The sequence below is a fragment of the Kribbella flavida DSM 17836 genome, assembly GCF_000024345.1.
Classification (GTDB): domain Bacteria; phylum Actinomycetota; class Actinomycetes; order Propionibacteriales; family Kribbellaceae; genus Kribbella; species Kribbella flavida.
Map to the genome: position 1 here is coordinate 699,494 of NC_013729.1, position 18,497 is coordinate 717,990.

Annotated in this window: 18 protein-coding genes; 13 read left to right on the forward strand and 5 right to left on the reverse strand. The window is 71.6% G+C overall.

Going from position 1 to position 18,497, the window contains the following annotated elements; all coding sequences use genetic code 11:
- Positions 1 to 90: 90 nt before the first annotated feature.
- The 9 genes from KFLA_RS03340 to KFLA_RS03380 are packed head-to-tail and all read left to right on the forward strand — an operon-like array spanning position 91 to position 9,970.
- A complete protein-coding gene (locus KFLA_RS03340) occupies positions 91 to 1,725 on the forward strand; it encodes a carbamoyltransferase family protein (RefSeq protein ID WP_012918347.1) in 1,635 nt (544 codons plus the stop codon).
- Between the two features lie 14 nt (positions 1,726 to 1,739).
- Positions 1,740 to 3,200, forward strand: coding sequence for an HAD-IIIA family hydrolase (locus KFLA_RS03345; RefSeq protein WP_202797070.1), 1,461 nt, complete (start codon positions 1,740 to 1,742; stop codon positions 3,198 to 3,200).
- The gene (locus KFLA_RS03350; protein WP_012918349.1) at positions 3,200 to 4,204 is read left to right on the forward strand and encodes a glycosyltransferase family 9 protein; all 1,005 of its coding nucleotides are present in this window, start codon (positions 3,200 to 3,202) and stop codon (positions 4,202 to 4,204) included. Before KFLA_RS03345 ends, KFLA_RS03350 begins: the two co-directional genes overlap by 1 nt.
- The gene (locus KFLA_RS03355) at positions 4,201 to 5,160 is read left to right on the forward strand and encodes a glycosyltransferase (protein WP_012918350.1); all 960 of its coding nucleotides are present in this window, start codon (positions 4,201 to 4,203) and stop codon (positions 5,158 to 5,160) included. The genes KFLA_RS03350 and KFLA_RS03355 overlap by 4 nt, the downstream gene beginning before the upstream one ends.
- Positions 5,157 to 6,383 carry a glycosyltransferase gene (locus KFLA_RS03360; protein ID WP_012918351.1) on the forward strand — a complete coding sequence of 409 codons (1,227 nt, stop codon included), beginning with the start codon at positions 5,157 to 5,159 and terminating at the stop codon, positions 6,381 to 6,383. Before KFLA_RS03355 ends, KFLA_RS03360 begins: the two co-directional genes overlap by 4 nt.
- Positions 6,380 to 6,988 carry a D-sedoheptulose-7-phosphate isomerase gene (locus KFLA_RS03365; protein WP_012918352.1) on the forward strand — a complete coding sequence of 203 codons (609 nt, stop codon included), beginning with the start codon at positions 6,380 to 6,382 and terminating at the stop codon, positions 6,986 to 6,988. The genes KFLA_RS03360 and KFLA_RS03365 overlap by 4 nt, the downstream gene beginning before the upstream one ends.
- Positions 6,985 to 8,367, forward strand: coding sequence for a PfkB family carbohydrate kinase (locus KFLA_RS03370; RefSeq protein WP_012918353.1), 1,383 nt, complete (start codon positions 6,985 to 6,987; stop codon positions 8,365 to 8,367). The genes KFLA_RS03365 and KFLA_RS03370 overlap by 4 nt, the downstream gene beginning before the upstream one ends.
- A complete protein-coding gene (locus KFLA_RS03375; protein WP_012918354.1) occupies positions 8,367 to 9,068 on the forward strand; it encodes an SDR family oxidoreductase in 702 nt (233 codons plus the stop codon). Before KFLA_RS03370 ends, KFLA_RS03375 begins: the two co-directional genes overlap by 1 nt.
- The gene (locus tag KFLA_RS03380; protein ID WP_012918355.1) at positions 9,065 to 9,970 is read left to right on the forward strand and encodes a glycosyltransferase family 9 protein; all 906 of its coding nucleotides are present in this window, start codon (positions 9,065 to 9,067) and stop codon (positions 9,968 to 9,970) included. Before KFLA_RS03375 ends, KFLA_RS03380 begins: the two co-directional genes overlap by 4 nt.
- Here KFLA_RS03380 and KFLA_RS03385 read toward each other — a convergent pair.
- The 3 genes from KFLA_RS03385 to KFLA_RS03395 form a co-directional block, all read right to left on the reverse strand.
- Positions 9,954 to 10,907, reverse strand: coding sequence for a UDP-glucuronic acid decarboxylase family protein (locus KFLA_RS03385; RefSeq protein ID WP_012918356.1), 954 nt, complete (start codon positions 10,905 to 10,907; stop codon positions 9,954 to 9,956). The two genes, KFLA_RS03380 and KFLA_RS03385, sit on opposite strands and share 17 nt — an antisense overlap.
- A 46-nt stretch (positions 10,908 to 10,953) precedes the next feature.
- Positions 10,954 to 11,337 (reverse strand): STAS domain-containing protein, encoded by a 384-nt coding sequence (locus KFLA_RS03390; protein ID WP_012918357.1) that lies wholly within the window; start codon positions 11,335 to 11,337, stop codon positions 10,954 to 10,956.
- A gap of 167 nt (positions 11,338 to 11,504) precedes the next feature.
- Entirely contained in the window at positions 11,505 to 12,884 is a 1,380-nt protein-coding gene (locus tag KFLA_RS03395) for an LVIVD repeat-containing protein (RefSeq protein ID WP_012918358.1), read from the reverse strand.
- A gap of 96 nt (positions 12,885 to 12,980) precedes the next feature.
- On the opposite strand from KFLA_RS03395, the gene KFLA_RS03400 reads away from it, so the two are divergent.
- Genes KFLA_RS03400 through KFLA_RS03410 form a run of 3 tightly spaced genes read left to right on the forward strand, consistent with a single transcriptional unit; the run spans position 12,981 to position 15,099 of the window.
- Positions 12,981 to 13,628: a DUF305 domain-containing protein gene (locus tag KFLA_RS03400; RefSeq protein ID WP_012918359.1), complete on the forward strand. Its 648-nt coding sequence runs from the start codon at positions 12,981 to 12,983 to the stop codon at positions 13,626 to 13,628.
- Complete coding sequence (locus tag KFLA_RS03405; protein ID WP_012918360.1) at positions 13,628 to 14,371, forward strand: SDR family oxidoreductase; 744 nt, start codon at positions 13,628 to 13,630, stop codon at positions 14,369 to 14,371. Before KFLA_RS03400 ends, KFLA_RS03405 begins: the two co-directional genes overlap by 1 nt.
- Positions 14,368 to 15,099, forward strand: coding sequence for a DNA alkylation repair protein (locus tag KFLA_RS03410; protein ID WP_012918361.1), 732 nt, complete (start codon positions 14,368 to 14,370; stop codon positions 15,097 to 15,099). Before KFLA_RS03405 ends, KFLA_RS03410 begins: the two co-directional genes overlap by 4 nt.
- 82 nt (positions 15,100 to 15,181) lie before the next feature.
- Here KFLA_RS03410 and KFLA_RS03415 read toward each other — a convergent pair whose 3' ends face one another.
- Entirely contained in the window at positions 15,182 to 16,684 is a 1,503-nt protein-coding gene (locus KFLA_RS03415; protein ID WP_012918362.1) for an MFS transporter, read from the reverse strand.
- A gap of 36 nt (positions 16,685 to 16,720) precedes the next feature.
- Positions 16,721 to 17,206, reverse strand: coding sequence for a hypothetical protein (locus KFLA_RS03420; protein ID WP_237706713.1), 486 nt, complete (start codon positions 17,204 to 17,206; stop codon positions 16,721 to 16,723).
- A gap of 474 nt (positions 17,207 to 17,680) precedes the next feature.
- Here KFLA_RS03420 and KFLA_RS03425 point away from each other — a divergent pair, with 474 nt between their 5' ends.
- Positions 17,681 to 18,487 carry a DUF4397 domain-containing protein gene (locus KFLA_RS03425; protein WP_237706714.1) on the forward strand — a complete coding sequence of 269 codons (807 nt, stop codon included), beginning with the start codon at positions 17,681 to 17,683 and terminating at the stop codon, positions 18,485 to 18,487.
- Positions 18,488 to 18,497: the final 10 nt, after the last annotated feature.

Genomic DNA, 18,497 nt, shown 5'->3' on the forward strand with positions numbered 1-18,497 from the left:
GGAAAGCTCCGGAAGAAGCGCTACTCGCCGTGTACGAGCCTCCGGCGTGGGTACAGCGGGGTCGGTTTCGCCTGTCCAGGAGGTGTAGGGATGCGGGTTCTCGGAGTCAACGCGATCTTTCACGACCCGTCCGCGGCGCTGGTCGTCGACGGCCGGATCGTCGCCGCCGCGGAGGAGGAACGGTTCAGTCGCCGCAAGCACGGCAAACGCCCGGTGCCCTGGTCGGCCTGGGAACTGCCGGATCAGGCGATCCGCTGGTGCCTGGACCAAGCCGGCCTGCGGCCCGAGGACGTCGACCTGATCGGGTACTCCTTCGACCCCTCGCTGTGCGTGGACCTCGGCGAGCTGGGCGTCACCGACCCCGGCGACGCGGTCCGGACCGACTACGCCCGGCGTGCTCCCCGCTTCCTGGCGGCCTCGCTGCCCGGGCTCGACCCCGAGAAGGTGCGGTTCGTCCCGCACCACGTCGCCCACGCCGCGTCGGCGGGGCTGGCGGCGCCGTACAAGGAGAGCGCGTGCCTGGTGCTGGACGGCCGTGGTGAGCGTGCGTCGCACCTGGCCGGCCGGTACGACGGTCCGAAGCTGGACATCCTGGCCGCGCAGGACCTGCCGCACTCACTGGGACTGCTCTACGAGGACCTGACCGAGCACCTGGGATTCCTGCGCTCCAGCGACGAGTACAAGGTGATGGCGCTGGCGTCCTACGGCAAGCCGCGCCACCTCGCGGACTTCCGGGAACTGGTCCGGGCCACCGACGACGGCGGCTTCCGCACCGAGAAGATCGACTGGGCCGCGTACGCGCCGAAGGTGGCTCCGGGCGAGGACCTGATCGACGCGCACGCCGACCTGGCCTGCAGCGTGCAGCGCCGGCTCGAGGAGGTCCTGCTGGACCTGGCGCGCTGGCTGCACGAGCAGACCGGTGCCAAGGCGCTGACCATGGCCGGCGGTACGGCGCTGAACTGTGTCGCGAACTCCGTACTGGCCCGCAGCGGCCCGTACGAGCATGTCTGGGTCCAGCCGGCCGCCGGCGACGCCGGTACGGCGCTGGGCGCGGCGCTGCAGCTCAGCGCGTCCGAGGGACGGCCCGAGCCGATGGCGACGCCCGCACTGGGCCGTGGCTTCACCGACGAGGAGCTGGCCGCACGTCTGCGGCAGGCGGCGCTGCCGTTCGAGACGCCCCGCGACCTGGCCGCCGTGGTGGCGCAGGCGCTGGCGGAGGACCAGATCATCGCCTGGTTCCAGGGCCGCGCGGAGTACGGGCCGCGTGCGCTCGGGCACCGGTCCCTGCTGGCCCACCCCGGCCGCAAGGAGAACCTGGAGCGGCTCAACGACATCAAGGGCCGCGAGCAGTTCCGCCCGGTCGCACCGCTGGTGCTGGCCGAGCGGGCCGCCGAGATCTTCGACGGGCCGCTGCCCAGCCCGTACATGCTGTTCGTGCACGACGTCGCACCCGCATGGCAGGACCGGATCGCCGCGGTCGTGCACGTCGACGGCACAGCCCGGATCCAGACCGTCGACCGGGCCGACGAGCCGCTGGTGGCCGCGCTGCTGGAGGAGTTCGAGCAGCGGACCGGTCTGCCGGTGCTGGTCAACACCAGCCTCAACATCGCCGGGCGCCCGATGGTGGACAGTCCGCACGACGCCCTGGAGCTGTTCGGCGCGGCGCCGGTCGACATGCTCGTCCTCGGCCCGCACGTTGTCCGGCGGGCGGGAGCCTTCCGGTGACCAGGTGGTCGGTCGTGGTGCCCACTGTGGGCCGCCCTTGCCTCACCGGCCTGCTGTCCGACCTGGCTCGGCAGAGGATCCAGCCGGACGCCGTGTACGTCGTCGACGACCGCGCCCGGGCGGATGCCCCGCTCGACGTCGACACGGCCGGGTTGGACGTGGTGGTGCTGCGAGGCGGCGGGCGTGGACCGGCGGCCGCCCGCAACAAGGGCTGGAGAGCGGCCTCGACCGAGTGGATCGCCTTCCTGGACGACGACGTCCGGCTGCCCGACGACTGGTCCGTCGTGCTGGTTCAGGACCTCCGGCAGCACGACGAGGTCGCCGCGGTTCAGGGGCGCATCGTCGTACCGCTGGCCGCTGACCGGAAGCCGACGGACTGGGAGCGCAGTACGGCCGGACTGGAAGGGGCCAAGTGGGCGACGGCCGACATGGCGTACCGGCGGTCCGCTCTGGAGCAGGCCGGCGGCTTCGATGAGCGCTTCCCGCGCGCCTACCGCGAGGACGCCGAGCTCGCCCTGCGCGTACGACGTGGCGGCGGCCGGCTGGTCGTCGGTGAGCGGCAGGTGCTGCATCCGGTCCGCCAGGAGAACTTCTGGGTCAGCGTGCGGGTGCAGAAGGGTAACGCGGACGACGCTTTGCTGCGCGCGGTGTACGGGAAGCACTGGCGTGAGCTGGCCGAGTGCCCGCCTGGTCGGTTCAAGTGGCACCTGGCGACGGTGTCCGCCGCCGGGCTCGCGCTAGGCGGAGCTCTGCTCGGCAGGCGCCGTACTGCGCTCGCCGGCCTCGCCGGCTGGCTCGGACTCACTGCGGACTTCGCCTGGCGCCGGATCGCGCCGGGTCCACGGACGAGTGACGAGCTGCAGCGGATGACCGCCACCTCGGCGGTGCTGCCGTTCGTGGCCGTCTGGCACCGGGTGCGCGGCACGTGGCGGCACCGAGGCAGTACCGAGTGGCCCGGCCCGATCCGGGCGGTGCTGTTCGACCGGGACGGGACGCTGGTGCACGACGTGCCGTACAACGGCGACCCGGCGAAGGTGATGCCGGTCGCGGGTGCGGAGGAGGCGGTGGCCCGGTTGCGCGAGGCCGGGCTGCGGATCGGCGTGGTGACTAACCAGTCGGGCATCGGCCGCGGACTGATCAGCGCCGCCGACGCCGACGCGGTCAACCGGCGGGTGGACGAGCTGCTGGGCCCGTTCGACACCTGGCAGCTGTGTCCGCACGTCGAGGCCGACGGCTGCGACTGCCGCAAACCCGCCGCGGGGCTGGTGCTGGCGGCCGCCGAGCGGCTCGGCGTACGGCCCGAGCAGGTGGTGGTGGTCGGCGACATCGGCTCCGACGTGGCCGCGGCTCGCGCAGCCGGAGCTCGGTCGGTGCTGGTGCCGAACGGCAAGACCCGGCCGGAGGAGATCGTGCAGGCCGGTGTCGTCGCGCCGGATCTCGGGACGGCGGTCGACCTGGTGCTGGAGCACTGCTGATGAGAACGGTCCTGATCAGCCGGATGGACAACGACGGCGACGTCCTGCTGGCGGGCCCGGCGGTCCGAGCGGTGGCCGCCACGGACCGGGTCGTCCTGCTGGTTTCGCCGTCGGGTGAGCAGGCCGCGCGGATGCTGCCCGGCGTGCACGACGTCTTCGTCTGGCCCTGTCCGTGGACCGGCTTCGATCCGCCGGCCGTCGATCCGGTCAGCGTCGGGACGCTGGTCGACGCGCTGCGGCTGGCGCGGGTGCATCGGGCCTTTATCCTCACGTCGTTCCACCAGAGTCCGCTGCCGATGGCTCTGCTGCTGCGGATGGCCGGGCTGGGCTGGATCGGCGCGGCGAGCGTCGACTACCCGGGCTCCCTGCTGGACCTGCGGCACCACCCGGAGCCCGGTCACGAGGTCGAGCGGGCCCTGTCCCTGGTCCGGGCCGGGGGCTACGACCTGCCGGCCGGTGATGACGGCCGGCTGGCGATCCGGGACACGCTGCCGCCGACCTGGTTGCCCGAGGCACCTTTTGTGGTGGTGCACCCCGGGGCGTCGGTGCCGGCCCGCGCGCCCGGTGCGAAGACGGCGCGGGCGATGGTCGAGGCGCTGGTCGCCGACGGGCACCAGGTCGTGGTCACCGGCTCCGCCTCGGAGCGGGAGCTGACCGCCGAGGTCGCGGCCGGTGGCGGTATCGACCTGGGTGGGCGGACCGGCTTCCGCGAGCTCGCCGCGCTGCTCAAGGCCGCGTCCTGCGTCGTGGTGGGCAACACCGGACCGGCCCACCTCGCGGCCGCCGTCGGTACGCCGGTGGTGTCGCTCTTCGCGCCGGTGGTCTCCGCCGAGAACTGGGCGCCCTGGGGAGTGCCGACCGTACTGCTCGGAGACCAGCAGGCCCCGTGCCAGGCGACCCGGGCCCGGGTCTGCCCGGTCCCGGGGCACCCCTGCCTGGCCGGCATCTCGGCCGACGAGGTCGTGGTCGCCGTCCGCAAGCTGATCGAGGAGGTGGCGGGATGAGAGTCCTTGCCTGGCACGTGCACGCGGCCTGGATGACGTCGTTCGTCCAGGGCCCGCACGACTACGTCGTTCCGGTGCTGCCGGACCGGGGAGAGGACGGGAGGGGCCGGGCGCAGACCTACGACTGGCCGGCCTCGGTCAGCGAGCTGACGCCCGAGGAACTGCGCAGCACCGATTTCGACGTCGTGCTGCTGCAGCGGCCGAGCGAGGTCGAGCTGTTCGAGCGCTGGTCCGGCCGGTCCGTGGGCGACCACGGTGTGCCGGCGGTGTACGTCGAGCACAACACGCCGCGCGGCGACGTGAACGACTGGATCCACCCGCTGGGCAAGCGAACCGACATCCCCGTCGTGCACGTGACCGAGTTCAACCGGGCCATGTGGGACAACGGCGTCGCACCGACCGTGGTGATCGAGCACGGCGTACCGGACTACGGCTACCGCTACACCGGCGAGCTTGACTCGCTGGTGGTCTCGGTCAACGAGCCCGTACGCCGCTGGCGCGTCGCCGGGACCGACCTGGTCGCGCGGATCGCCGAGCAGGTCCCGGTGAGCGTCTACGGCATGAAGACCGACGAGCTGACGGCCCGGATCACCAGCGGTCTGGCGCAGGTGGACGACCTGTCGCAGGCCCAGCTGCACGACCGGATGGCCCAGCACTTCGCCTACCTGCACCCCTACCGCTGGACCAGCCTCGGGCTCTCCCTGGTCGAGGCGATGACGCTGGGGCTGCCGGTGCTGGTGCTGGCGGCGACCGCGGCGCCGGAGTCTGTTCCACCCGAGGCAGGCCTCGTCAGCTCCGACGTCGATCTGCTCGGTGCCACCGCCCTGAGATGGCTGGCCGATCCCGACGAGGCGCGCGAGAGCGGGCAGGCCGCCCGGGCGCACGCGCTGCGGCGGTTCGGCCTCGACCGGTTCCTGGACGACTGGGAGCGACTGCTGAAGGAGGTAGCCCGATGAGAATCGCGATGGTGTCCGAGCACGCCAGCCCGCTGGCGGTCCTGGCGACCGGTCTCGGCACGGCCGACGCGGGTGGGCAGAACGTCCACGTGGCCGCGCTCGCGTCCGCGCTGGCGGCCCGGGGTCACTCGGTCGAGGTCTACACCAGGCGGGACGATCCAGCGCTGCCTGAGCGGATGACGCTCGGCGACGGCGTCGAGGTGGTTCATGTCCCGGCCGGTCCGGCCGAGCAGCTGCCGAAGGACGAGCTGCTGCCGTACATGGCCGAGTTCGGCGACTGGATGGCTGAGCGGTGGGCCGCCGCTCCGCCGGACGTGCTGCACGCGCACTTCTGGATGTCCGGCGTGGCCTGCACGCGCGCACGGCGTACGGTGAGCGTCCCGTTCGCGCAGACATTCCATGCGCTCGGTGTCGTCAAGCGGCGCCACCAGGGAGCACAGGACACCAGTCCGGCCGAGCGGCTGGACCTGGAGGCAGGGCTGGCCCGGCAGGCGGACGCGGTGATCGCCACAGCGACCGACGAGGTGCGGGAGCTGCTCGCTCTCGGCGCACCGGCGCAGACCATGCACGTGGTGCCCTGCGGAGTGGACCCGGCTCTGTTCGTGGACGAGTCGCCGGCGCCGGAGGACTGGTGGCAGGGCCGAGGCGGCCGCGTCCTGTCGCTCAGCCGCCTGGTCGAACGCAAGGGCGTCGACACCGTGATCGCCGCGCTGGCGAACGTGCCCGACGCAGAGCTGGTGATCGCGGGCGGACCGGCAGGAGCCGCCTTCGACCAGGACCCAGAGGTACGCCGGTTGCGCGCCGAAGCCGAACGGCATGGTGTCGCCGACCGGGTCCGCCTGCTCGGAGCGGTCGAACGGGACCTGGTGCCGCGGTTGCTGCGCTCGGCGGACGTCGTGGCGTGCACACCCTGGTACGAGCCGTTCGGCATCGTCCCGTTGGAGGCAATGGCCGCCGGGCGGCCGGTGGTCGGGTCGGCGGTCGGCGGGTTGCTCGACACCATCGTGGACGGCGTCACCGGGGTCCATGTCCCGCCGCGCGATCCGGAGCGCCTCGCGGCCGTACTGCGGGACCTGCTGGCTGATCCGGAGCGACGGGCCGCCCTGGGGGCGGCGGGAGCCGCCCGAGTGGCCGAGCGGTACACCTGGGCCCGCGTCGCCGAGGAGACCGAAACGGTCTACGCGCGGATGACCTCCGCTCTTTCGGCGGGACGGGGGCGATGATGGCGAAGTTCGGCACACTGAGCGGGCACCTGGACGATCTGCGGGAAGGACTGCGCAGCCTGGAGGCGCAGGGCGACCTGGTGGAGCGCTGGGGACAACAGCTGGCCGGAGTACTGGCCGACGGCGGGCGGCTACTTGCCGCAGGCAACGGTGGGAGCGCGGCCGAGGCGCAGCACCTGACCGCGGAGCTGGTCGGGCGGTTCGAGATGGAACGCCGGCCGCTGGCCGCGCTGGCCCTGCACGCCGAGACCTCCAGCCTCACCGCGATCGGCAACGACTACGGCTTCGCCGAGGCGTTCGCCCGGCAGGTGGAGGCGCACGGCCGGCCCGGCGACGTGCTGATGCTGCTGTCGACCAGCGGCCGCAGTACGAACCTGCTCACCGCGGCGGAGCGCGCCCGGCGGTGCGGTCTGCGCGTCTGGGCGATGACCGGGCCGGCGCCGAACCCGTTGGCGGACGCCGCCGACGAGGTGCTCGCCGTGCAGAGCGAAGCCTCGACAGCTGTCCAGGAAGCCCAGTTGGTGGCAGTGCACGCCTTGTGCGCGACGGTCGAACGGTGTCTGCCGTCGGACGCCCGAAGCAAGACGGAGGAGGTGACGGTATGACCGTCCGGGTTGTGGTGATCGGTGACGTCCTGCTGGACCGCGACATCAACGGCGACGTGGACCGGGTCTGTCCGGACGCGCCGGTGCCGGTGCTGGAGATCGGCGACGTCGACGAACGCGCCGGTGGCGCGGGCCTGGCGGCGAGCCTGCTGGCCAGGCCGGGCATCGAGGTCCAGCTGGTGACCGCACTGGCCGACGACGAGCCGGCCAAGCGGTTGTCGGCGTTGCTGACCGAGAAGGTCGCGGTGACGTCGATCCTGACCGCGCCGGGGACCCGCTGCAAGACCCGCGTCCGGAGCGCCGGTCAGTCGTTGCTGCGGCTCGACGTCGAGCCGACACCGGAAGACCCCTCAGCCCAGGAGCCCTGCGACGTGCAGGCACTGGAGGCGGCACTGGAGGATGCGGACGCAGTACTGGTCTCCGACTATGCCGGTGGGCTGGTCAGCCATCCCGACGTGCACCGCGTACTGCGCCGGTGGGCGTCCCAGCGAGCCGTTGTCTGGGACCCGCACCCCCGTGGCGCCGAGCCGGTGCCCGGTGTGACCCTGGCGACGCCCAACCGCGCCGAGGCCCGGCACTTCTGCGACGTACCGGGTGAGCCCGACCAGTTGGTGGTCCGGCTGCGTGACCAGTGGCAGGCCTGGGCCGTCGCGGTGACCGATGGCGGTAACGGTGTGTTCACCGCAGCCGGTGGTGGACCGGCGATGTTCACGCCCACCCCGTTCGACCACCACGGCGATGCCTGCGGTGCCGGTGACCGCTTCGCCGGGACGGTGGCGGCCGAGCTGGGTGCCGGGGCGACTGCCCGGGCCGCTGTGGAGAGTGCTGTCGCCGACACCGCCGCCTGGCTCGCTGCCGGTGGAGTGTCCGCCTCGCCGGACGCCGGCACCCGCAGTACCTGGTCCACGCAGTACGACGACGCGGAGTCCGTCATCCGGCGGGTGCACGCCGGGGGCGGCAAGGTCGTGGCGACCGGTGGCTGCTTCGACGTCCTGCACGCCGGGCACATCGCCAGCCTGGAAGCCGCGCGCAAGCTGGGCGACGCCCTGGTCGTGCTGGTCAACTCCGACGACAGCATCCGCCGGCTGAAGGGTCCCGACCGGCCGGTCAACTCCCTGGAGGACCGCTGCCAGGTGCTGCGCTCGCTGCGCTGCGTGGACGCCGTCGCGGTGTTCGACGACGACGACCCGTGTGCGCTGCTGGACAAGCTGCGCCCGGACATCTGGACCAAGGGTGGCGACTACACCGCCGACATGCTGCCCGAGACACCGGTCGTCAGCGGCTGGGGCGGCCGGGTCGTGCTGGTGCCGTACCTGGCCGGCCGGTCCACCACGTCCATCCTGAACCGCTCCGTACCGATCGACGAGAGGACTCTGTGATGACCGAGCCGACTGCCAACGCCCTGTCCCGCGTGGCGGTGACCGGAGGTTCCAGTGGCCTGGGCGCCGCCGTGGTCCGCGCCGTGCAGAAGCGAGGCGGTACCGCCGTCGTGCTGGACCGGCAGAAGCCCGCGGACGACGGGCCTTTCGTCGAGGTGGACCTGTCCGACCCGCACGCCGCCGAGGGCGCACTGGCTGCCGCTGAGGAGCAGATCGGCCCGCTGACCGGAGTGGTCACCGCGGCCGGGACCGACGCCTGCGGCCTGATCACCGACGTCTCGCTGGACGACTGGGTCCGGGTGATCTCGGTGAACCTGATCGGCACGGCCGCCATCGCCAGAGCCGCCGTGCCCCGGCTGGAACGGACGCACGGCCGCATCGTCACCGTGGCCTCGACGCTGGGACTGCGCGCGCTGAGCGACGCGACGGCGTACTGCGCGTCGAAGTTCGGCGTGGTCGGCTTCAGCCGTGCGCTCGCGGTGGAGACCGCGGGACGGGTCGGGGTGACCATGCTGGTGCCAGGTGGCATGCAGACCGCCTTCTTCGACGGGCGTCCGGACCAGTACAAGCCCGGCCCGGACGCTGTGCTGAACGATCCGGCCAACGTCGCGGAGACGGTGGTCTACGCGCTGTCGCAGCCGCCCGGGGTCGAGATCCGCGAGCTGGTGGTGACCCCGTCGGTGGAGCCTTCCTGGCCGTGACAGTCCTGGCTCTTCGCGCGCTCGGACTCGGCGACGCGCTCACCGGCGTACCGGCTCTCCGCGGGCTCAAGCGGCTGTACCCGGATCGGTCGCTGGTTCTGGCCGGCTCCGATCCGGTGTCCAGCTGGCTGCAGCGGCTCGGTGTCGTCGACGAGGTGCTTGCGACGGACGGGCTGGCGGGTCCGCCGCCTGGCCGTTCCGTCGGGCCGCACACCGCCGTCAACCTGCACGGGCGCGGCCCGCAGAGTCACCGGCTCCTGCTCGACGGATCACCGGACGAGCTGATCGCGCTCGACTGCCCGGACGCCGGCTTCCGCAGTACGACGGTGTGGCGGGCCGACGAGCACGAGGTGGAGCGGTGGTGCCGGGTCGTGCGGGATGCCGGCGGCTCCTGCTCACCGGAGGACCTCAGGCTCGACGTGCCGTCCACTCCGTCGGATGCCGTCCTGGTGCATCCCGGCGCGGCCAGCGTGGCGAGGCAGTGGCCGCCGGAACGCTGGGTGGCTGTCGTTACCGCGCTGCAGGAGGCGGGACGGCGTGTGATGGTGACCGGAGGACCGGCCGAGCGTGAGCTGTGTGGGCTGATCAGCAAGCCCACCGGCTGCGAAGACGTCAGTGGTCTCCACGACCTCGATTCTCTGGCCGAGCTCGTTGCGGGAGCTGCGTTGCTGATCAGCGGGGACACCGGAGTCGCGCATCTCGCGACAGCAGTCGGTACTGCGTCGGTCACCTTGTTCGGGCCCACGCCACCGCAGTGGTGGGGTCCGGCAATCGACCCGAACCTGCACACCGTGCTCTATCACGGCACAGAGCCGGGCGATCCGCATGCGGACCGCCCGGACCCGGCACTGCTGAGCATCACGGTGCAGGACGTGCTCGCTGCGGTCAGTCCTCCTGACTGAGGTCCTGCTCCCGGAACCACGCCACAGTCGCGCTGAGACCCTCACGCCAATCGATGGCGGGCTTCCAGCTGAGCAGCTCCTCGGCCAGCGCGGTGTCCGGCCGGCGCACGCCCGGGTCGTCCACCGGGCGGTCCACGAACTCGATCGTCGACCGGGACCCGGTCGCGGCGATCACGTCCTGCGCGATCCGCAGCACGGACCGCTCGTCGGGGTTGCCGATGTTGACCGGTCCGGGGTGCCCGCTCGCGGCCAGCCGCAGGATGCCGTCCACGGTGTCGTCGACGTGGCAGACCGAGCGGGTCTGGCTGCCGTCGCCGGCCACCGTCAGCGGCTCACCGGCCAGTCCCTGCCGGATGAAGGTGGGGATCGCGCGGCCGTCGTTCGGGCGCATCCGCGGGCCGTAGGTGTTGAAGATCCGGACGATCGCGGTGTCGACGCCCTCGGCGCCGCGGTAGGCGGTGGTGAGCGCCTCGGCGTACCGCTTGGACTCGTCGTACACGCCGCGTGGGCCGATCGGGTTCACGTGGCCCCAGTAGTCCTCGGGCTGCGGGTGCACCTGCGGGTCGCCGTACACCTCGGAGGTGCTGGCCAGCACGAACCGGGCGCCCTTCTCCTTGGCCAGCCCGAGGGCGTGCCAGGTGCCGATCGCGCCGACCTTGAGGGTCTGGATCGGCAGCCGCAGGTAGTCGATCGGGGAGGCCGGGCTGGCGAAGTGCAGGACCAGGTCCACCGGGCCGGGGACGTGCACGAACTCGGTCAGGTCGGCTCGGGTCAACGTGAAGGCGGGGTCCTCGAGCAGGTGCGCGACGTTCTCCGGCTTGCCGGTCAGGAAGTTGTCCAGACAGGTCACCCGGTGACCCTCGCCGAGAAGCCGTTCGCACAGGTGGCTGCCCAGGAACCCGGCACCGCCGGTAACCACCACATGGGAACTCGTCATGCCTGGCGGTACCCGGACCACTACCCCGCAAACGGTTTCTCGCTCGTCACAGCAGGGCGGTGACGGCTTCCTCCGCGGACGAGAAGATCTGGAACTGCTGGCCGAGACCGGTGACGGCCAGCGGCCGGTCGACCGGGCGGCCGACGCCGACCAGCGCCAGCACGATGCCGTGCTGGCCGGCCAGCCGACGGGCCTCGACCAGGTTGCCCAGACCGGCGGAGCTGCAGAAGGTGACCGCGGAGACGTCGATCAGCACCAGCCGCGCGGGTGGCGCGACCGCGGCCCGGATCGACTCGGAGGCGAAGTCGGTGGTGGCGATGTCGATCTCGCCGGACAGCCGGACCAGCAGGACGCCGGGGCGCAGTTCTTCGGTGACCGCGTCGAACGCGGTTCTGATCAGCTCGCCGTCCTGCGACTCCGGCTGGTTCACGGCGGTCTCTCCCCCGGGCGGGCCCGTGGACGCCGGGGTCGGTCCTGGCGTGGCGGGTGACAGCCCTGGGCTCACCGTATGCCGGATTGCTCCGGGGTCACAATGGTTGTACGGCCAGTGACCCCGGAGCGTGACCGAGCGGGCGGTCCGGCAGGGAGCCGCGAAGCTCAGCCCCAGAACGCCGGCTGGGTCTGCACGTTGAGCTCCTTGAGCTTCACCCGGGCGGCGGAATCGGTTCGCCGGTCCTTGATCCGGAACACGTCGAACCCGGTCACCGACTCGGTGCCGTAGATCGCGCCGTTGTAGTAGTAGACCGACCAGTACCCGCCGAACGACGCCGGGTTGCGCGGCGGGCGGTCGAAGTACCCGATCTCCCGCGGGTGCGCGGAGTCGGTGAAGTCCCAGACCGAGAAGCCGCCCTGGTACCAGGCCTGCACCATGATGTCGCGGCCGCGGACCGGGATCAGCGAGCCGTTGTGCGAGACACAGTTCTCGTTCGCGGCCTGGTGCCGGTCGATCTTGTAGTAGCTGCGGAAGACCAGCTTGCGCTTCTCGAGGTCGAAGATCGCCGTCGCGCCCTTGTTCGGGCCGACCTCGGGCGTGCACTCCGCGCCGCCGCCCCCGCCGAGCTCGTCCATGAATACGACCTTGCTGCCGTCGCCGTTGAAGGTGGCGCCGTGCCAGAAGGAGAAGTTCTCGGCGTTCTGGACCCGGTCGATCACCGTCGGCCGCTCCGGCCGGGAGATGTCCAGCAGCAGACCGTCGCCCATGCAGGCGGCGGCCGCGATGTCCCGGGCCGGGAACGCGGTGATGTCGTGGCAGCCGCTGGTCGCGTAGCCGGTCGCGCTGCCCGGGAAGCCGCCGTCGGGGAACAGCACCGGCGAGGCCACCACGGCGGCCTGCTCCGGATGACGCAGCGGCACCTTGACGATGTCGACCCGGTCGTGCGGCGGCTGGCAGTCGGGGTAGGTCGCGTTCGGGAAGTACGACGAGTTGTACAGGTAGACCGCGCGCCGCGCCTTGTCCGGGATCAGCGTGTGCGTGTGCGAACCGCACCTGGTCTCCACCGCCGCGACGTACCGCGGGTTGCGCGGGTCCTTGACGTCGAAGATCTTGATGCCCTCCCAGGACTCCTTGATCGTCGGCGACTGGCTGACGCTCTGGCAGGAGTTGTCGCTGCGGGAGGAGTCGGTGCTCAGGAACAGCAGGCCGTCGGAGACGCTGATGTCGCTCTGGCTGCCGGGGCAGGAGACCTGGCTGATCAGCTGCGGGTCGGCGGGATCGGCGATGTCGTAGATCGCGAAACCGGAGTAGTTGCCGACGTAGGCCACCTTGCCGGCGAACGCCATGTCGGTGTTCACCCCGCCGGCCAGCGGACCGGTCATCGGCTTGCTGGCCAGGTGGGTGATGTTGTCGCTCTTGGCGGCACCGGTCTGCGGTGGCGCCGGGACCTCCGCGGAGGCGGCGCCGGCCAGACCGGTCAGACCGGTGACCAGGGCGGCGGCGAGGGTGAGACGGGCGAGCGTCCGGGGGCGGCGGTTGCGCATGCCTGGCTCCCTTTCTTCAGTTGAAGCGATCGATTGCCCCAGGGTAGGCGTGATAGACACTGTGCGGAAGCGAAATGCCACTGGGAGTGAGGCCTTGTGAGGAACTTCCTGCTGCCGCCGGCCGCCGCCGTGCTGTGCCTGTCCGTGCTCGTGGGCTGCCGCTCGTCAGCCCCCCAAACGGCAGCTCCCGCGCCGGCCCCCTCGGTGCCGGTGATCGTGCCCGGTACGCCGGGCGGCCCGAACCGGACGCTCGCCACGCTGCCGTCGTCGGCGGTGACCGTCGACCCCGACGACCTGACGTTCCTGGCCGACATGATGATCCACCACAGCCAGGCGCTGGTGATGGCCGAGCGGGCCAAGACCGCGGCGGCCGACCAGCGGGTGCGGTCGCTGGCCGAGCGGATCCGGGTCGGCCAGAAACCCGAGATCGAGGCGATGCGGCAGCTGCTGACCGAGCGCGGCGGCACACCGCCACCGCTGGAGCACGTCGAGCACACCGACCACGGCGACATGCCCGGCATGGCGACGCCGGCCGAGCTGGCCCGGTTGCTGCAGGCCACCGGCAAGGCCTTCGACACCCAGTTCCTGACCCTGATGATCAAGCACCATGAGGGCGCGGTGGCGATGAGCGGCCGGGTGATCGAGCACGGGTCCGACCTGCGGGTGGGCGAGCTCGCGCAGGACGTCGGCGTCACGCAGACCAAGGAGATCGCGACCATGCGGACACTGCTGAAGGAGTTGTGATGGGCCTGCTCGACGGCAAGGCGGCACTCGTCACCGGCGGCTCGCGCGGCATCGGCGCCGCCGTCGTCCGGCGGCTGGCCGCGGACGGCGCCGCGGTCACCTTCACCTACGCGGCGTCGGCGCAGGCCGCCGACGAGGTCGTGGCGCAGGTGCGGGAGTCCGGCGGCCGGGCGTACGCCGTCCGGGCCGACCAGGCGGACATCACCGCGCTGCCGGCGGTTTTCGACGCCGCGGCCGAGCCGGCCGGAGGCCTGGACATCCTGGTCTGCAACGCGGCGCGGTCGATGGTGAAGCCGATCGCCGAGGTCACCGAGCACGACTACGACCAGCTGCTCGGCACCAACCTCAAGGGCCCGTACTTCGCGATCCAGCGGGCCGGAGACGTGCTGCGCGACGGCGGCCGGATCATCACCGTCTCCACCCTCAACACCAGCTTCCCGGCCCCCGGCATCTCCCTGTACGCCGGCAGCAAGGGTGGGCTGGAGCAGATCACCAAGGTCGCCGCCCGCGAGTACGGCGCCCGCGGCATCACCGCCAACATCGTCTCGCCCGGCGCCACCGACACCGACATGTTCCGCGACGCGAACCCGCCGGAGGTCGCGGACCTGCTGATCGGCCTGACCGCCCTCGGCCGCGTCGGCGAACCGGGCGACGTCGCCGATGTCGTCGCCTTTCTCGCCGGACCGGACTCCCACTGGCTCACCGGTCAGAACCTGCGCGCCACCGGCGGCCTGCTGCTGTGACCGCGGTCGGCGATCTGCTGGCGGAGGTGGACGCCGCCGGGGACCCGGACACCGCCGAGATCCTCGCGCGCTACTTTCAGGTCAAGCCCGGCGGCTACGGCGAGGGCGATCGGTTCATCGGTGTGAAGCTCTCCACCATCCGCGCCCTGTTGAAGCCTCACCTGCCCGCCGACCTCCCGCTCGCCGACCTCGAGCAGGCGCTCCACAGCCCAGTTCACGAGCACCGCCTGGCCGTGCTCTGTGTGCTCGCCTACCGCGCCACCCGCGCCCGCAGACCCCGGACGACGAACCCGGCGGAACTCACCGAGATCCACACTCTCTACCTGCGCAACACCGCGCGGGTGAACAACTGGGACCTGGTCGACTGTAGCGCCGCGCAGATCGTCGGCGGCTACCTGGCCGACCGCCCGCGCGACGTCCTCCACACCTTGATCCGGTCACCGCTGATCTGGGACCGCCGGATCGCGCTGATCGCCACCCACCACTTCATCCGCAGCGGCGATGCCACCGACCTCTACGCGCTGGTGCCGCAGGTGCTGGACGACCCCGAGGACCTCATCCACAAGGCAGCCGGCTGGATGCTCCGCGAAACCGGCGCCCGGGTCTCGTCCACCGACCTCCGCGCCTGGCTCGACCTGCACGCCCCGTCCATGCCGCGCACCATGCTCCGCTACGCCGTGCAACACTTCCCAGCCGAGGACCGCAAGCACTACCTCACGCTGCGCTAAACCGCTGCCCAGTGGCGTATTGATTGCTGTCAGCAACAAATCGCCTGAGATATGTCGACATGTCGGCAGATGCTTGAGGCGGTCAGCGGGAGGTGGTTGGGCTGTTGGACAGCGGCGGGGCTTCCAGCGCGCAGTGCCGGTGGGCCGTGACCGGTGCCGGCTCCCGCGTGGTGGGCTTGCGGTCGGCCAGTGTGAACCACGCCAGTACGGCGCCCGCGACGGCCAGTGCGGCCGAGATCCACAAGGCCATCGCGAAGCCCTGCTCGAAGGCGACGGGATCCCGGTAGGCGTCGCCGGTGATTCCGGCCGCGAGGGGAATCGCGGCGACCGCCATCAACTGTGCCGAGCGCGCCACGGCGTTGTTCACGCCCGACGCCACTCCGGCATGGTGGTCCTCGACGGAGTCCAGCACGGTCGCGGTCAGGGGAGCCACCGTGGCGACCAGGCCGATGCCCAGCACGATGATGGACGGCAGTACGGCGGCGAAGTACCCGGCGCCTGGCTCGATCCGCAGCATGAGCAGGAATCCGGCGGCCATGAAGAGCGGGCCGACGGTCATCGGGACGCGTGCGCCGATCCGGCTCGACAGGCTGCCCGCATAGCCCGACAGGGTGAGCATCAGCAGCGTCATCGGGAGCAGGGCCGCGCCGGCGCTCAGGGCGTCGTACCCGAGCACTGTCTGCAGGTAGACGACCACCAGGAAGGTGGCGGTGCCCAGGGCGCCGTACACGACGACGGTCACCAGGTTGGCGCCGGTGAAGCGCAGGTTGGCGAAGATGCCCGGCGGCAGCATCGGGTGCGAACTGCGGCGCTCCACCTCCACGAACGCGACGAGTCCGACCACACCGACGGCCAGTGCAGTGAGCACCATGGGGTCACCGAAGCCCCGCTCGCCTGCGCTGATCAGGCCGTAGGTCAGGCCTGCGAGTCCGAGGGTGGCCAGCAGGGCTCCGGCGAGGTCGAGCTTGCCGGTGGCGGTCTGGTCGCGGGTGTCCGGCACGTGGCGTAGTGCCACCAGCACGGTGATCGCGGCGAGCGGGACGTTGATGAGAAAGATCAGCCGCCAGGAGCCGCTGTCGACCAGGCCTCCACCGACGAACGGGCCGATGGCCGCGGCGACGGAGGTGAGCCCGGACCAGGCTCCGACCGCTTTGGCCCGGTCGGCGTGCCGGAAGCTGGTTTGCAGTATTGCCAGGCTGCCCGGCGTCAGCAGTGCGCCGCCGATGCCCTGCAGGACGCGTCCGGCGACCATCACCTCGAGGTTGGGCGCCACCGCGCAGACGATCGACGCCAGCGCGAACCAGACGACGCCGACGACGAACAGCCGCCGCCGGCCGAGCCGGTCGCCCAGTGAGCCGCTCAGCAGGATCAGCGAAGCCAGCATCAGCATGTAGCCGTTGATGATCCACTGCAGCCCCGCGACGTCGGCGTCGAGATCCTCGCCCATCGCCGGCAGCGCGACATTGACCACCGTGCCGTCCAGGAATGCCATCCCGGAGCCGAGAGCGGTGGCGGCCAGCACCCACCGCGCTCGCGCCGTACCGAAGGTCAGGCGATCGGCTTCGTCAGGCTGTGTGTCGACCATACGCACAGGCTAGAGCCGGCAGTTCCCGTCGTGAGGTCAGGGATGCAGCGGCAGGTCCAGTTGCAGTACGGCGAGCGCCTGCCCGGCAGGAATGCCCTGCTGGATGCCGAGGCCGGGTGGCTCGCCTACTGCGCACCTGGGTTCGGCCAGCAGTGGGCAGTTGGCGTTGAGCAGACCGCCGCCCGACACGGTGAGATTGGTGGGCAACGTGGCGTCCGTGGCGGCGGTCAGCGGGCTGATGACGGCCAGTGCGCGGCCGACGCGTGACGGCAGGCTCCGCGTCGACGAACCGGACAGGCGGTACGTCATCGTCAGTCGGGTGGCCGCCGAGTCCAGGGGCAGCGTCTGAGCGGACCGGAGAGCGGTCTGCTGCAATGGGACGGGGTCGCCGTCCGCGATGATCCGCAGGCCGGTCGCCGCCGGCCGGGTGCGCACCATCACCCCTCGCAATTGCTCGCCCGACCGGGGCAACTGCAGTCGCAGCGCGCTGGTGGCGGTGCGCAGCAACACGTCTTCGACCACGTCGAAGCTGCCGTCTCCTCGTGGCGCGGCGACGAGCCGGATGCCTGGCGCGGTCAGACCCGGACCCTCGGCTGTGGGCGGCGGCTGCACGGGTACGGCGGTGGCGCTCGCCCGGGGTGCGACCCCTGGACTGGGTGGAGTGGGCCCGCCGGTTTCCGCCGAGCAGGCAGGCGCCGCGCCGAGTGTCACGGTCAGCGTGACAACGGTCAGCAGGCGGTGCCCCGCCCGTCGCCTGGTCCCTCCGGACATCCGGCATCGCCCCCAAGGAGACCCGGCCACTTCCTCTGGTGGCCGGATCGACTTTCCGCATACGATACGCCGGAATTAGCCCGTCCAAAGCAATTCCGAATGCATTTCCGAGGGGGACGAAAAATGCGGAAACGGAAAGTGTTCAAACGCTTCCGAACAGTGGCGGCGGCGGGTGGCCGGCGATATCCGGTGATTTCGAGAATTGCAGGTCCGCATCACCGCAGGGTGATATTCCTGGCGCTCGCGGTGATGCTGGCCGCCCCGGCCGCCGCGCTCGCGCCGCCGGCCGGGGCGGCGACCGGAGGGGTGCTGCACATCGTCCAGGGGCTGCCGGGACAGACGCTGGAGATCCGCGTCGACGGCCGCCCGGTCGCCCGGCGCGCGGCCGCCACCACGGTGGTCGGTCCGCTGGCGGTTTCGGCGGGACAGCGCCGGATCACCGCGCTGGAGAACGGCCGCACGGTGATCGACCGCAGCGTCACCGTGGGCGCCGGGAGCAATCTCGACGTGGTGATCCACCGGCCGGCCGCGCCGACGGCCGCACCCGTGATCACCGCGTACCCGAACAAGCTGACCGCGGTGCCGAAGGACAAGGCCGCCGTCCGGGTCGCGCACACCGCCGCGGTCGGGCCGGCCGACATCCGGGTGAACGGCAAGGTGCTGTTCGCGAACGTGGCGAACGGGGAATCCCTCGACGTCGTCGTTCCGGCCGGCACGTACCGGGTGGAGATCGTGCCCGCCGGCGCGACCACGCCGGTTGTTCTCGGACCGGTTTCGCTGCCGGTCCGGGCCGGATATCTGACCCGGGTGTTCGCGGTCGGGGAGCCGAATTCCCGGACGATGAACGTCGCGGTCGCCACCCTGCGGCTGCCCGGCACCGGGACCGGCAAACCCGAGCTCGTCGACACCGGCAGCGGCGGTCAGGCGGCCGAGCTGATGCAGCAGCGGCCGGCACCTGCGCCCCTGGTTCCGCTGGGCCTGCTGGCGGCCTGTGGGCTCGCAATGACCGTCCGGAAGGTGGTCCGGCGCTGAAAAGAGGACT

Bases quoted from the DNA above. Each gene is read 5' to 3' on its own strand.
- KFLA_RS03365 (WP_012918352.1), top strand. From the start codon at position 6,380: ATGATGGCGAAGTTCGGCACACTGAGCGGGCACCTGGACGATCTGCGG.
- KFLA_RS03395 (WP_012918358.1), bottom strand. From the start codon at position 12,884: ATGCGCAACCGCCGCCCCCGGACGCTCGCCCGTCTCACCCTCGCCGCC.
- KFLA_RS03350 (WP_012918349.1), top strand. From the start codon at position 3,200: ATGAGAACGGTCCTGATCAGCCGGATGGACAACGACGGCGACGTCCTG.
- KFLA_RS03415 (WP_012918362.1), bottom strand. From the start codon at position 16,684: ATGGTCGACACACAGCCTGACGAAGCCGATCGCCTGACCTTCGGTACG.
- KFLA_RS03370 (WP_012918353.1), top strand. From the start codon at position 6,985: ATGACCGTCCGGGTTGTGGTGATCGGTGACGTCCTGCTGGACCGCGAC.
- KFLA_RS03355 (WP_012918350.1), top strand. From the start codon at position 4,201: ATGAGAGTCCTTGCCTGGCACGTGCACGCGGCCTGGATGACGTCGTTC.
- KFLA_RS03340 (WP_012918347.1), top strand. From the start codon at position 91: ATGCGGGTTCTCGGAGTCAACGCGATCTTTCACGACCCGTCCGCGGCG.
- KFLA_RS03375 (WP_012918354.1), top strand. From the start codon at position 8,367: ATGACCGAGCCGACTGCCAACGCCCTGTCCCGCGTGGCGGTGACCGGA.
- KFLA_RS03405 (WP_012918360.1), top strand. From the start codon at position 13,628: ATGGGCCTGCTCGACGGCAAGGCGGCACTCGTCACCGGCGGCTCGCGC.
- KFLA_RS03360 (WP_012918351.1), top strand. From the start codon at position 5,157: ATGAGAATCGCGATGGTGTCCGAGCACGCCAGCCCGCTGGCGGTCCTG.
- KFLA_RS03385 (WP_012918356.1), bottom strand. From the start codon at position 10,907: ATGACGAGTTCCCATGTGGTGGTTACCGGCGGTGCCGGGTTCCTGGGC.